Genomic DNA, 14,907 nt, shown 5'->3' on the forward strand with positions numbered 1-14,907 from the left:
TGGTTTGCCATCAGTTCTTTGTAACTTTTTAACAAGCGACAAGCTATTTTTTATTTAAAAGGGGGACAGTTACATGTCAGAAAGAAAGTTGTTCACATCAGAGTCTGTATCAGAAGGACATCCAGATAAGCTGGCGGATCAGATTTCAGACGCTATTTTAGATGCCATTTTAGAAAAAGATCCAGATGCCCATGTGGCGGTTGAAACAGCTGTTTATACAGGGTCGGTCCATGTCTTTGGTGAAATTTCTACGACGGCTTATGTGGATATTAACCGAATCGTTCGTGATACCATCGCTGAGATTGGCTATACCAAGACCGATTATGGTTTTTCGGCTGAAACAGTTGGGGTGCATCCCTCTCTAGTGGAGCAGTCGCCAGATATTGCCCAAGGGGTCAATCAAGCCTTAGAGGCGCGTGATGGAAAGGAAGATCCGTTAGATCAGATCGGAGCAGGAGACCAAGGTCTTATGTTTGGCTTTGCTATTGATGAGACTGAAGAACTCATGCCGCTACCGATTTCTCTATCTCACCGCCTCGTCAAGCGTCTAGCGGATTTGCGAAAGTCAGGGCAGCTCTCTTATCTCAGACCAGATGCCAAGAGTCAGGTGACAGTGGAGTATGATGAACAGGACCGTCCGATTCGAGTGGATACGGTGGTCATCTCTACCCAGCATGACCCAGAAGTTAGTCAAGAAACCATTCGTGAGGATATGATTGCTTCTGTCATCAAGGCGGTCATCCCAGATCAGTATCTGGATGAGAGGACCAAGTATTTTATCAATCCAACTGGCCGTTTTGTCATTGGAGGGCCGCAAGGAGATTCGGGTCTGACGGGCCGCAAGATTATTGTCGATACTTATGGCGGTTATGCTAGACATGGTGGTGGCGCTTTTTCTGGTAAGGATGCGACCAAGGTGGATCGTTCGGCCTCTTATGCCGCGCGTTATATCGCTAAACACATCGTTGCAGCTGGTCTAGCTAGAAAGGCTGAAGTGCAGCTAGCCTATGCTATTGGAGTGGCTAAGCCCGTTTCGGTACGGGTTGATACCTTTGGTACTAGTCGCGTGGCTGAAAGCCAGATCGAAGCGGCTGTCAGGGAGGTCTTTGATCTGCGTCCAGCAGGGATTATCGAGATGCTTGATTTGAAATGTCCCATTTACCGCCAAACGGCTGCTTATGGCCACATGGGACGAGTGGATATTGACCTGCCGTGGGAAAAATTGGATAAGTTAGATAAGCTCAAGGCTTATTTCAACTAAGGAACTGCAAGGAGTTTAGAACGAAGGTTCTAGACTCTTTTTGCCTTCTTTATTGTGCCCCTTGGAGGATATTAAGGTAAGGTTTGTCAAAATAATACAGTTATGGTATAATAGTAGGGTTGAATTATAGTATGAGAGAGAACGAAAGAGTATGCGAAGAATTATCATCAATGGCGGGAAGCCTCTAAAAGGAGAGGTGGCGGTTTCTGGCGCTAAAAATAGTGTCGTTGCCTTGATTCCTGCGATTATTTTAGCTGATGAGGTGGTGACCTTAGATGGGGTGCCTGCTATCAGCGATGTAGATAGTTTGATTGAGATCATTGAAATTATGGGAGGCAAGGTCGCACGTGATGGTGAGACCTTAGTGATTGACCCAAGAGGGGTGAAGAATCAACCCCTACCTTACGGTAAAATCAATAGTTTACGTGCGTCCTACTATTTTTACGGCAGTCTTTTGGGTCGTTTTGCAGAGGCGACGGTGGGGCTTCCGGGAGGCTGTGATTTGGGGCCGCGTCCGATTGACCTCCATCTCAAGGCTTTTGAAGCCATGGGGGCTCAGATTTCCTATGAAGGGGAGTCCATGCGTTTAGCGACGAGTGGCGAGCCTCTTCACGGTGCGCATATTTATATGGATACGGTCAGTGTTGGTGCGACAATCAATACCATGATTGCTGCGGCTAAGGCCAAGGGCAAGACCGTGATTGAAAATGCAGCGCGTGAGCCAGAAATCATTGATGTGGCAACGCTTTTGAATAACATGGGAGCGAGTATCAGAGGGGCTGGGACGGATGTCATCACCATTGAGGGGGTGGAGCGTCTGCACGGCACCCGTCATCAGGTTATTCCAGACCGTATTGAGGCAGGCTCTTATATCGCTATGGCGGCAGCTGTTGGTGAGGGCATTCGCATAACCAATGTGCTGTATGAACATCTTGAGAGTTTTATCGCAAAACTTGAGGAGATGGGGGTACGCATGACTGTTGAGGAAGATAGCATTTTTGTTGAAAAGCAAGATAACCTTAAGGCAGTTTCCATTAAGACCTCGCCTTATCCTGGCTTTGCGACAGATTTGCAGCAGCCCATCACGCCTTTGTTGTTGAAAACACAAGGACGTGGGATTATCCTTGATACCATCTATGAAAAACGGACTAATCATGTGGCAGAGTTGGCCCGTATGGGGGCAGATATTTCTGTTCTTGGCAATCAAATCGTCTATCACTCGCCCAATCGTTTGACTGGTGCGCCAGTTAAAGCGACAGACCTTAGAGCCGGTGCAGCCTTGGTGACAGCAGGACTCATGGCAGAAGGGGTGACAGAGATTACCAATATTGAGTTTATCCTGCGTGGTTATTCTAATATCATTGAAAAACTACGCGCCTTGGGGGCAGATATTAGCCTAGTGGATTAGAAAAGCTAATCATAAGAAAACAGCATCTGTTTGTCGGATGCTGTTTTCTAGTGTTTAAGGATTGATTTCAGCGAGGAGGACTTCTGCGCTGGTATCTGGTAAGATGCGAACACGATTAAGGGAGAGTAGTCCATCGCTTTGACTAGCGAGGCCTTCATTGGTGGTGACGCCTAATTTGTAGTCGCTGCTTGCCAACTGGAGGGTCGTGTCGGAGTAGCGTCCTGACGGATAAGCGATGGCTATGGTGTCTTGGTGAAGGTTTTTATCGAGGTAGGCTTTAGACTGGTCTAACTCGCTCTTTTGCCCTGCTTCATCGGTGGTGGAGAGGTCAGGATGGTTGACGGTGTGGCTTTCAAAAGACATGCCGTGTTTTTTCATCTCTGTCATTTGCTCCAAAGAGAGGTTGCTAGGGCGTTTTTCATCGGTGAAAGAGGTGATGACGTTGTTGGTGGCTTTTGCCTTGTATTTTTGAAGGATAGGAAAGGCATTGTTATAAAAGTCAATCATGCTGTCATCAAAGGTCAGCCAAACCACTTTATCTTGGGGCAGGCTGTTTTCTGTTAGTGCCTTATAGGCCTCTTCTGGGGTGAGGAAATAGTAGCCAGCATCTGCTAGGGCCTTAATCTGACTTTCAAAGACATCGGGTGCCACAATCAGGTTGGCATTGGCAGCTTCTTCTGGTGCCATAATGTGGACGGCGTGATACATGAGAATAGGAATCTTGACGGGCTGATCCTGTTTGGTCCAAGTGACTTTTTCCTGTTTGGTTTGGTCTTTGCTGGGAGAAGATTGGCTGCTTGTTAGGGCTTTTTGGCTCGTTGTGCTTGGATTTGTTGGGTGTAAAAGATAACGATCGGTTAGGCGATAGCCGAGAAAACCAAGTGCCACTAAAAGGGCCAAGGTTAAGATGATATTGAGGACTTTTAAAAAAGAAGAGGATGTCTTCTTTTTTTGGTGTCTGGACTGGTAGGGCATGAGAATCTCCTTATGTTTTTCTTTCATTATAGCATAAAAAGAAAGAGAAGGGCGATAGCGAACACGTCTAAAACGCTTTTTCTAGACTTCTAGAGGAATAGGGGTTGACTTTGTTTTTTTCTTGTGATAAACTGTACCAAATACAAGAGAAAGTGGGGTTGAAAGGTTATTTCTGCCCCTTTTACTTAATGAGCATTAAAGGAGGAACGATGAAGCTGATTTGGTTTTATTTGAAGCGTTATCCCAAGTGGCTGGTGCTGGATTTGGTTGGCGCTTTGTTATTTGTTTTGGTCAATTTGGGGCTGCCAACTGTGCTTGCTCTGATGATTGATGAGGCCATTACCCCAAGAGATACGGCTAGGCTCCATACTTTAGCCTTGGTCATGTTGGTGATTATTGTCCTAGGGATTATTGGTCGGGTGCTTCTTTCCTATGCGTCAGGGAAATTAACCACCAGTATGATCCGAGATATGCGTAATGACATGTACACTGTCTTGCAGGGCTATTCGCACCAAGAATATGAAAAAATTGGAGTATCCTCTTTGGTCACTCGGATTACTAGTGATGCTTTTGTGCTGATGCAATTTGCTGAGCAGACACTTCGTCTTGGGATTATAACACCTTTGATGATGATTTTTAGTGTGGTGATGATCCTAGTGACCAGCCCTTCTCTGGCTTGGATTGTGGCTGCTTTTATGCCACTTTTGGTGTTGGTAATCTGGTTTGTCGCAACCAAGACCGCTCCCTTATCTGAAAAGCAACAAGCCTTACTGGATAAGATTAACCAATACGCTAGGGAAAATCTCACCGGTCTTCGGGTTATCCGTGCCTTTGCTCGGGAAGATTTTGAAGAGCAGCGTTTTGAAGAAGCCAATCGTCCATATCGCGAGGTATCCACACGTCTCTTTAAACTTACCGGCTTGACGGAGCCTTTGTTTGTGCAGATTGTTATTGCCATGATTGTGGCGATTGTTTGGTTTGCCTTAAAACCTTTGGCTGCTGGCAGTCTGATGATTGGAAATCTCGTTGCCTTTATCGAGTATAGCTTTCACGCGCTCTTTTCTTTCTTGATGTTTGCTAATCTGTTTACCATGTACCCAAAGATGGCAGTTTCCAGTAAACGTATTAGGGAAGTCTTAGAGATGCCGATGTCTATTGACCCCAATGAAGGAGGTGTGACCACGACAAAAACCAGAGGCTATCTGGAGTTTGATAATGTTACCTTCTCTTATCCAGGGGAAACCCAGAATCCGGTCTTACACAATATCAGCTTTAAGACCAAACCAGGGGAAACCATCGCCTTTATCGGCTCAACTGGTTCTGGAAAGTCCTCGCTCTTAAACCTCATTCCACGTTTTTATGACGTGACCTTGGGGCGCATCTTGGTAGATGGAGTGGACGTGAGAGATTACAATCTTAAAGCTCTTCGTAATAAGATTGGTTTTATCCCGCAAAAAGCGCTGCTCTTTACCGGAAGTATCGGGGAAAATCTCAAGTACGGTAAGGAAAATGCGACCTTGTCTGAGCTAGATCAGGCCAGCGATGTCGCTCAGGCCAAGGCCTTTATCGAGAGCAAGGAAGAAGGCTATGAAACCCATCTAGCAGAAGGCGGAAGCAACCTCTCAGGAGGTCAGAAACAACGGCTTTCTATTGCGCGGGCGGTGGTGAAACAGCCAGATATTTATATCTTTGACGATTCATTTTCTGCCCTTGACTACAAGACGGATGCTGAATTACGCAGACGACTAAAAGAAGTCACGCAGGATGCAACGGTACTTATTGTAGCCCAACGGGTAGGAACCATCATGGACGCTGATCAAATTATTGTCCTTGATAAGGGCGAGATTGTCGGACGAGGCACTCACGATGAGTTGATGAAAACCAATAGCATTTACCGCGAAATCGCCAATTCTCAACTCAATCAAGCGAGTTTGACAGATGAAGAGTAAAGGAGGAGAAATGTCTAATACAGTGCTATTGAAACGCTTATGGACTTACTTAAAAGCCTATCGCTGGTCCTTGTTTTTGGCTATTTTTCTTAAAATCTTTAGTGCGCTGATGAATGTGTTAGAGCCTTTTGTCTTGGGATTGATCATTACCGAGCTGACCAATAATCTTATGGCTATGGCAAAAGGTGTAACAGGAGCTGGAATCAACGTCTCTTATATCGCCTTTTTACTATTGCTTTACGGCATTCGTGGTTTGTTTAATGAGCTAGGTTCTTACGGGGCCAATGCTTTTATGACAGATACCGTGCAAAACAGTATGCGAGATCTAAGGGCTGACCTCAGTCAAAAGATTAATCGCCTGCCAGTTTCTTATTTTGACAGGGAGCAGTTTGGAAATCTCTTGGGGCGCTTCACCAGTGATGTGGAAACTGTCTCTAATGCTCTTCAGCAGAGTTTCTTGCAGGTGGTCAATGCTGTCGTGACCTTGATCCTAGTCATCTCCATGGTCTTTTACCTCAATGTTCAGCTGGCTTTGATCCTTGTGATTAGTATGCCTTTGACCTACTTCAGTGCCAATGCCATTCTTAAAAAATCACAGCCTTATTTCAAAGAGCAGGCGGATGTTTTGGGAGAAATGAACGGTTTTGTGCAGGAAAATTTGACAGGTTTTAACGTGTTAAAACTTTATGGCCGCGAAGAAAAATCTCAAGAAGAGTTTCACCGCATCACGGATCACCTGCAAAAAGTTGGTTTTAAAGCTAGTTTCACCTCTGGGCTAGCTTGGCCGATTTTAAATGGGATTAGCGATGTGACTTATCTGATCCTTGCCCTTTTAGGAGGATTGCAGGTCCTAGCAGGTAAGCTGACGATCGGAAATATGCAGGCCTTTGTGCAGTATATTTGGCAGGTCGGTCAACCCATTCAGACCCTAACTCAATTAGCCAGCACCATCCAGAGTGCCAGATCCTCTCTTGAGCGGATCTTTGCGGTTTTGGATGAGTCTGATGAGGAAGATAATGCAGCAGCCATTTTGGAAGCGCCCTTGACAGGACAGGTTAGCTTTAAGCAGGTTGACTTTGGTTATAGCAAGGACAAGACCTTGATTCGTGACTTCAATCTTGAGGTCAAGCCTGGTGAAATGGTGGCTATCGTTGGGCCAACGGGAGCTGGAAAAACCACGCTGATTAACCTTTTGATGCGCTTTTATGATGTGACCAAGGGCAGTATTCAGGTGGATGGCATGGACATCAGAACCTTGTCACGGCAGAGTTACCGCAGCCAGTTTGGCATGGTCTTGCAGGACGCTTGGCTCTATGAAGGCACTATTGAGGAAAATCTTCGCTTCGGACGACTCGATGCCACCAAAGAAGAGATTGAGGCGGCATGCCGTGCGACCAATGTGGATCACTTTATCAAGACCCTACCTGGTGGCTACCAGATGGAGATTAACCAAGAGTCTAGCAATATCTCTCTTGGGCAAAAGCAGCTTTTGACCATTGCTAGGGCCTTGCTAGTAGATCCTAAGATTCTCATCCTTGATGAAGCCACCTCATCTGTTGATACGCGGATGGAACTCTTGATCCAAAAGGCCATGAAAGAGTTGATGAAAGGCAGAACCAGCTTTGTCATCGCCCACCGCCTATCTACTATCCAAGAAGCGGATAAAATCCTTGTCCTCAACGAAGGACAAATCATCGAACAGGGGACTCATGAGATCCTTCTAGAAGATAAAGGCTTCTACTACGACCTCTATATGAGCCAGTTTAGTCAAAAGGAAGCCTAGAAAAAGGAGTTGGACATTTTGGTTCAACTTTTTTCTTTTTGAGGTATATAAGACATATTGCCCTTTTTGTTTGACAGGCTGTTACAGAGAACAAACAGAAGTTTGGGCAACCGATTTCAAATTCTTGCACATTTCCCCAAAATAAAGGATAATAGAAGAAAAATAGCCGTTTTTTGGCTAGAAAGAGGTTTTTATGGTAACAGCAGGTCAAGCCTATGTGGCAGAAGTCTTTGAAAAGGTCAAGAGGGCTAATCCTCATGAGGTGGAATTTTTGCAGGCAGTAGAGGAAGTTTTTGACTCTCTTGCCCCTGTTTTTGACGCTTATCCTAACTACATCGCTGAGAATCTCTTGGAGCGCTTGGTAGAGCCAGAGCGCATCATCTCTTTTAGGGTGCCTTGGCTCGATGATAAGGGGCAGGTGCAGGTCAATCGGGGGTATCGGGTGCAGTATTCGTCTGCGATTGGTCCATATAAGGGGGGCTTGCGTTTTCACCCATCCGTGACCCAGTCTATCATCAAGTTTTTAGGTTTTGAGCAGATTTTTAAAAATTCCCTCACGGGTCTGCCTATTGGTGGTGGCAAGGGTGGTTCAAATTTTGACCCTAAGGGCAAATCAGATGCTGAAATCATGCGTTTTTGCCAAAGTTTCATGACGGAACTCCAAAAACACATTGGTCCAAGCCTTGACGTGCCTGCTGGCGACATCGGTGTCGGTGGGCGTGAGATTGGCTATCTCTTTGGGCAATACAAGCGTTTAAATGGCTATGAAAATGGTGTCTTAACTGGCAAAGGCTTGGCTTATGGGGGTTCTCTTACCCGCAAGGAAGCGACCGGTTACGGCGTGGTGTACTTTATGGAGCAAATGCTAGAGGCAAAAGGCGATAGCCTAGCGGATAAGACAGCTATCGTTTCAGGTTCTGGCAATGTCGCCATCTATGCGATTGAGAAATTACAGGAAAAAGGCGCTAAAGTCGTGGCCTGCTCCGACTCCTCTGGCTACATCTACCATGAAAATGGCTTAGATCTTGCGGCCATCAAGCAAATCAAAGAGGTGGAACGAGGACGGATCAAGGCTTACCTCGACCACCATCCAGATGCAGTCTTTTATCCAAGAGAAGAAGGACGAATTTGGGATCTCAAGGCCGATCTCGCCTTTCCATGTGCGACACAAAATGAATTAGAAGAAAGGGATGCCAAAACCCTCATCCAAAATGGTCTTATCGCCATCGCTGAAGGGGCAAACATGCCTTCGACCCTAGAAGCCACCAAGGCCTTCCAAAAAGCAGGCGTCCTCTTTGGTCCAGCCAAGGCTGCCAATGCAGGTGGTGTGGCTGTTTCAGCCCTTGAGATGTCGCAAAATAGCATGCGCTTATCTTGGAGTTTTGATGAGGTGGATGAAAAGCTCTACGCCATCATGAAGGGCATCCACCAGTCCGCCAGCCAAGCCGCAGAAGACTTTGGACACTCTGGTGACTTGGTGGTAGGTGCCAACATTGCAGGCTTCCTCAAGGTGGCAGAAGCCATGTCCCAACAAGGGTTGATTTAATCGTGTTTATGAAAAGAAACGGATATTGTGTCCGTTTCTTTTTTGGTGTAGAAAAAAGATGGGATAGGTTTTCAGAAAAGAAAAATTTCAAAAAAGAAGGTTTTTATCTTGACAATAGTTCTCATGGGAAGTATAATAGTTCTCACGAGAATTATTTAAACAAGGGAGGTGGAGCGATGTGAAAGATCGCATGATTGAAATCAAGGAACTCCTGCATGACTTTGACACCATCATGACCCGTCTGGCTAAGGCGCATGAAATCGAGCATTTGTCTGGTCCGCAGGGCTTTACGGTGGCTTATCTCTATCAGCATCAAGGTGAGGAGATCTTTATCAAGGATATCATGGCAAATCTGAGGATTTCAAAGTCGGTAGCCAGTAACTTGATTCAGCGTATGGAAAAAAACGGCTTTATCGAAGTTATCCCGTCTAGCAAGGATAAACGTTATAAGCAGATTGTCCTAACGGCTATCGGTCTTGAAAAAGCGCAGAAAATTAGTCGCTTTCACGAAGATGCGAGAAATCGCCTTTGGACGCAGATCTCAAAAGAAGATTTGGAAGCCACACGAAGAGTGTTCCATCAACTCAAAATAAATATTCAAAAAGAAAAGGAGTCCTTATGTTCAAATTGTTCAAACAAATGACCGCCAAAGAAGTTGGCATGGTCGTCTTGAGCATTCTTTTAATCGGACTAACCGTCTGGTTAGAATTAGAAGTACCATCTTATATGTCGGAGATTACCACCCTTTTGACCCAAAAGGGGACAACGGTTTCAGACATCATGAATCCAGGAAGCAAGATGATCGCCCTATCTCTTAGCAGTTTTGTGGTGACGGTCTTTATCGGTTTTCTCGCAGCACGCTTAGCAGCTAGTTTTAGCACAAGGTTACGTGCAAAGATTTTCAACCGAGTGATGGACTATTCTCAAACCGAGATTAAGGGTTTTTCAATCCCTAGTCTTTTGACGCGTACGACTAATGACTTGACCAACTTGCAGACCTTTATCACTATGGGACTTCAAGTGGTGGTGCGTGGTCCTATCATGGCGGTTTGGGCGCTTAGTAAAATCGTAGATAAAAGTCAGGCTTGGTTGGTGGCAACAGGTGTGGCGGTTGGCGCTATGCTTTTACTACTCACCTTGCTTTTGACCCTTGCTTATCCTAAAATCCGTGTCCTTCAACGCTTGACCGATAAGCTCAACAGCATTACCCGTGAGATTTTAACAGGACTTCGGGTGGTTCGGGCTTACAATGCAGAAGGCTACGAGGATGACAAATTCTCAGCAGCCAACAATGAACTCACCGGTGTCAACCTCTTTGTTGGACGCACCATGGCACTGTTAAACCCAAGTCTTAGTTTGATTGCAAGTGGGCTGACCCTTGGGATTTACTGGATTGGGGCTGATCTCATCAACAAGGCTGCCCTAACGGACAAGGTGTCTCTCTTTAGTGATATGATTGTCTTTTCATCTTATGCCATGCAGATTGTCTTTAGCTTTATGCTCATGGTAGCAGTTTTCTTTATCATGCCGCGTGCCATGGTATCAGCTGGTCGGATTAACGAGGTTTTAGATTTGGAAACTTCTGTCGCCTTTCCTAAGGAAACCAAAGACGTGGCAGCTGATTCAGCGGACCAAATCGTCTTTGACAAGGTTTCTTTCCGTTACAGTCCAACCTCAGAAGCCGTGGTGCAGGACGTGAGTTTCACCGCAAAACGTGGAGAGACCATTGCCTTTATCGGTTCGACTGGTTCAGGGAAATCCACCTTGGTGAATCTTTTGTCTCGTTTTTATGATGTGACGGCTGGTCGCATCCTCCTAGATGGGGTACCGCTTTTTGATTATTCACATGAAGCTTTAAATGATAAGGTTGGCTACATTCCACAAAAGGCAGTTCTCTTTAGTGGTACCATTCGTTCCAATATTGATTTTGGAAAGAGCAAGGAAAGTCCTCTTTCAGACGAAGCCATCTGGCAGGCGCTTGATCTAGCTCAAGCCAAATCTTTTGTTGAGAGCAAGGAAGATGGTCTAGATAGTGAAGTCGCCCAAGGTGGAACCAACTTCTCAGGAGGACAACGTCAGCGCTTAGCTATCGCACGTGCCTTGGCAAGAAAGCCTGAAGTCCTCATCTTTGATGATTCTTTCTCTGCCCTAGACTACAAGACTGATAAGATTCTACGCACAGAATTAAACAAAAAGACTAAAGAGATGACCAAGTTGATTGTCGCACAGCGTATCTCAACCATCATGGACGCGGATCAAATCCTTGTCCTCGACCAAGGAAAGGTCGTTGGTCAAGGGACTCACCAAGACTTGCTAGAAAGCAACAGTGTTTATCAAGAAATTGCTTATTCCCAATTATCAAGAGAGGAGTTAGAACATGGAAAATAAAAAATCATCTTTATTTAGCCAGATGGCTCCTTACCTCAAGGGGCTCAAGTTTCCCTTTGTCCTTGCGGTTATTGGAGCGACCATAGCCAGCATCATCACCGTGATTGGACCCGATCAGCTCAAGGCCATCACAGATGAGATCACCAAAGGCCTTGCTTTGATTGCAAAAGGCAACCTTAACGGGATTGATACGGATAAGGTAGCAGAGATTGCCCGCAACCTCTTTGTTCTCTACGGAATTGGTTGGGCAGTCAACTATGGTCAAGGCTTTATCGTTTCAACCGTTATCCAAACCTTCTCAAACCGTTTGAGAACGGCTATTTCTGAAAAAATCAACCGTCTGCCCTTGTCTTACTTTGACCGTCATTCTCACGGAGATACTCTCTCACGGGTGACCAATGATGTGGATACCGCGAACCAAGCCTTGGGGCAAAGTGTGGGACAGTTGCTCTCTTCTGTGATTCTCTTAGCTGGTTCCATCGTCATGATGTTTACGACCGATGTCAAGATGGCACTGACCGCTCTTGGTTCGGTGGTCATTGGTTATGTGGCGACAGGTGTCATCATGGGCAAATCTCAGCCCCTCTTTAAACGCCAACAACAAAACTTAGCTAATGTCAACGGTTTTGTCGAAGAAGCCTATTCAGGTCACAATGTCATCACCAGTTACAGCGCTGCTGGACAGATGAAGTCCGACTTTGAAGAGCTCAACCAAGCCCTTTACAGCAGCATGTGGAAGTCCCAATTCTTCTCAGGGATTATGATGCCGCTCATGCAGTTTATCGGAAACTTTGCCTACGTCATGGTCTGTGTGGTGGGTGCTGCCCTTGTGGTGGATGGCGAGATCACCATCGGAACCATCGTTGCCTTTATGACTTATGTGCGCATCTTCTCTCAACCCTTGGCTCAAATTGCCCAAGGTCTCACTCAGTTGCAATCAGCCAATGCAGCCCTTGGTCGCATTTCAGAGTTCCTTGGTGAGCCTGAGATGACCAATGAAAAAGATAAGAAACAAAGTCTTGGCGCTGTTAAGGGGGATGTGACCTTTGACCATGTGTCCTTTGGTTATACCAAGGATAAGACCATCATTCATGACTTTTCAGCTAAGGCAAAGGCTGGTCAAAAGATTGCCATTGTTGGTCCGACCGGAGCTGGGAAAACCACTATTGTTAATCTCCTTATGAAATTCTATGAGATTGACAAAGGAGCGATTGAAATCGATGGTACCAATATCAATGATGTGACCAGAGAAGCGGTTCATGATGCCTTTTCAATGGTACTACAAGACACTTGGCTCTTTGAGGGCACCATCAAGGAAAATCTTATTTACAACCAAGAACAGATTACCGATGAGCAAGTCATCGAAGCCGCCAAAGCAGTGGGTGTGCATCACTTTATCACCACCCTACCAAAAGGCTATGACACGCTCCTTGATGATTCAGTGACCCTCTCTGTGGGGCAAAAGCAGCTCTTGACCATTGCGCGTGCCTTGCTTAAAAATGCGCCGCTTCTCATCTTAGATGAAGCGACCTCATCTGTTGATACCAGAACGGAAGAGCTGATCCAAAAAGCCATGGACCGCCTCATGGAAGGCAGAACCAGCTTTGTCATCGCTCACCGTCTGTCAACCATTAAAAACGCAGACCTCATCCTTGTGATGAAGGAAGGAAATATCATCGAGCAAGGAAATCATGATGAACTGATCGCTCAAAATGGCTTCTACGCAGACCTCTACAATTCTCAGTTTGATGAGGGAGAAGAGGAAGAATAAGATGAAAAGAAGTTGGCTTTTTCGCCCAACTTCTTTTTTGTTTTTGGTGCAAGAATAGACAGAAAAATAAGATTTTGATTTTCTAATTTCTTTTCCTGTTTTTTCAAGAAAAAAAGCGTATAATGGAAACTGTATTGAATAACATGTGGAGGATTCAAATGGAACAATATGGTGCAAATTTAATCGTAGATAGCCTTGTCAATCATGGTGTGAAGTATGTTTTTGGGATTCCAGGAGCGAAGATTGACCGTGTCTTTGATGCGATTGAAGAACGTGATGACATTGAGCTTATCGTTTCTCGTCATGAACAAAATGCTGCCTTTATGGCGCAAGGTGTTGGTCGTTTAACAGACGAACCTGGGGTGGTGCTTGTGACGAGTGGACCTGGGGCGTCCAACCTTGCAACAGGACTTGTGACAGCGACAGCGGAAGGCGACCCTGTCCTTGCCATTGCTGGTCAGGTCAAGCGTGAGGATTTGCTCAAACGTGCTCACCAATCCATGAATAACGCAGCCCTCTTTACTCCCATTACCAAATATGCAGTGGAAGTGGAAGATGCAAAGATTTTATCTGAAATCATTGCCAATGCTTACCGTATTTCAAAAACAGGGGTCAAGGGTGCTAGCTTTATCTCAGTGCCTCAAGATGTGGTAGATAGCCCTGTTGCAACCAAAGCCATCAAACCGCTAACCGAACCACGCTACGGTTCTAGTTCGGTAGAGGACATCAACTACTTGGCACAAGCCATTAAAAATGCTAAGTTACCTGTCCTTTTACTTGGAAATAGTGCTTCATCTGCCAAGGTCACAAAGAGCCTACGCCGTTTGCTTGAGCAAGTCAAACTTCCAGTGGTGGAAACCTTCCAAGCAGCTGGGATTGTTTCTCGTGATTTAGAAGAAGAAACCTTCTTTGGACGGATTGGTCTTTTCCGCAACCAAATGGGGGATAAACTTCTTAACCAAGCAGACTTGGTGATTGCGATTGGTTATGACCCAATCGAGTACGAAGCAAGAAACTGGAACCCAGATAACAATGCTCGTATCATCGTCATTGATGTTAAGCCAGCAGAGATTGATACATTCTTCCAACCAGAACGTGAGTTGATCGGAGATATCACAGGAACGCTTGACCTCTTGATTCCTGCCATTGCAGGCTATGACCTTCCAAAAGCGTCACGCGATTACCTTCACGATCTCAAAAAACAAAGAGAAGAAGATGTCAAGTTTGATTGCCAAAAGACCAAGGATAATCACCTTCATCCCCTTTCTATCGTGGAAGTGCTCCAAGAAAATATCAGCGATGATATGACTGTGACAGTGGATGTGGGCACGCACTACATTTGGATGGCACGCTACTTCAAGAGCTACGAACCACGTCACCTGCTCTTTTCAAATGGGATGCAAACCCTTGGGGTAGCTCTACCTTGGGCAATCGCAGCTAGTCTTGTGCGCCCTGGTAAAAAAGTCGTATCTGTATCTGGAGATGGTGGCTTCCTCTTTTCTGCCCAAGAATTGGAAACAGCTGTGCGCTTGAAGGCGCCGATTGTTCATGTGATTTGGAACGACGGTCATTACAACATGGTGGAATTCCAAGAAGAGATGAAATACGGCAGAAGCTCAGGGATTGACTTTGGTGCTGTGGATTTTGTCAAATATGCGGAGAGTTTTGGTGCAAAAGGCATGCGTGCTCATTCTAAAGAAGAATTTGAAACCCTCTTTAAGGCTGCCCTTAAAGAAGATGGTCCTGTCATCATTGATGTGCCCGTCGATTACAAGGACAGTAAGATTTTAGGGGAAACCCTTTTACCAGAGGAATTCTAAGGAGCG

At 45.6% G+C, this 14,907-nt stretch carries 10 protein-coding genes; 9 read left to right on the top strand and 1 reads right to left on the bottom strand.

Annotated elements, in window-relative coordinates:
• Window positions 1–73: 73 nt before the first annotated feature.
• Complete coding sequence (gene metK, locus ACZ49W_RS02545; protein ID WP_464813772.1) at window positions 74–1,261, top strand: methionine adenosyltransferase; 1,188 nt, start codon at window positions 74–76, stop codon at window positions 1,259–1,261.
• A 151-nt stretch (window positions 1,262–1,412) separates the two neighbouring features.
• Window positions 1,413–2,669 (top strand): UDP-N-acetylglucosamine 1-carboxyvinyltransferase, encoded by a 1,257-nt coding sequence (locus ACZ49W_RS02550; protein WP_464813773.1) that lies wholly within the window; start codon window positions 1,413–1,415, stop codon window positions 2,667–2,669.
• 54 nt (window positions 2,670–2,723) lie between these two features.
• On the opposite strand, the gene ACZ49W_RS02555 is transcribed toward ACZ49W_RS02550, so the two are convergent.
• Entirely contained in the window at window positions 2,724–3,644 is a 921-nt protein-coding gene (locus ACZ49W_RS02555) for a polysaccharide deacetylase family protein (protein ID WP_464813774.1), read from the bottom strand.
• A gap of 209 nt (window positions 3,645–3,853) precedes the next feature.
• Here ACZ49W_RS02555 and ACZ49W_RS02560 point away from each other — a divergent pair, with 209 nt between their 5' ends.
• The 7 genes from ACZ49W_RS02560 to alsS all read left to right on the top strand — a co-directional run bounded on the left by ACZ49W_RS02560 (window position 3,854) and on the right by alsS (window position 14,901).
• Window positions 3,854–5,593: an ABC transporter ATP-binding protein gene (locus ACZ49W_RS02560; RefSeq protein WP_464813775.1), complete on the top strand. Its 1,740-nt coding sequence runs from the start codon at window positions 3,854–3,856 to the stop codon at window positions 5,591–5,593.
• A 10-nt stretch (window positions 5,594–5,603) separates the two neighbouring features.
• Entirely contained in the window at window positions 5,604–7,376 is a 1,773-nt protein-coding gene (locus ACZ49W_RS02565; protein WP_464813776.1) for an ABC transporter ATP-binding protein, read from the top strand.
• A gap of 193 nt (window positions 7,377–7,569) precedes the next feature.
• A complete protein-coding gene (gene gdhA / locus ACZ49W_RS02570) occupies window positions 7,570–8,922 on the top strand; it encodes an NADP-specific glutamate dehydrogenase (RefSeq protein WP_464813777.1) in 1,353 nt (450 codons plus the stop codon).
• 178 nt (window positions 8,923–9,100) lie between these two features.
• Window positions 9,101–9,565 (top strand): MarR family winged helix-turn-helix transcriptional regulator, encoded by a 465-nt coding sequence (locus tag ACZ49W_RS02575; protein WP_464813778.1) that lies wholly within the window; start codon window positions 9,101–9,103, stop codon window positions 9,563–9,565.
• On the top strand, window positions 9,541–11,310 hold the full coding sequence (locus ACZ49W_RS02580; RefSeq protein WP_464813779.1) for an ABC transporter ATP-binding protein: 1,770 nt from the start codon (window positions 9,541–9,543) through the stop codon (window positions 11,308–11,310). Before ACZ49W_RS02575 ends, ACZ49W_RS02580 begins: the two co-directional genes overlap by 25 nt.
• A complete protein-coding gene (locus tag ACZ49W_RS02585) occupies window positions 11,300–13,081 on the top strand; it encodes an ABC transporter ATP-binding protein (protein WP_464813780.1) in 1,782 nt (593 codons plus the stop codon). The genes ACZ49W_RS02580 and ACZ49W_RS02585 overlap by 11 nt, the downstream gene beginning before the upstream one ends.
• 143 nt (window positions 13,082–13,224) lie before the next feature.
• Window positions 13,225–14,901 carry an acetolactate synthase AlsS gene (gene alsS / locus ACZ49W_RS02590; RefSeq protein WP_464813781.1) on the top strand — a complete coding sequence of 559 codons (1,677 nt, stop codon included), beginning with the start codon at window positions 13,225–13,227 and terminating at the stop codon, window positions 14,899–14,901.
• Window positions 14,902–14,907: the final 6 nt, after the last annotated feature.

Source organism: Streptococcus sp. STR1/CE/0325 (genome assembly GCF_055386095.1).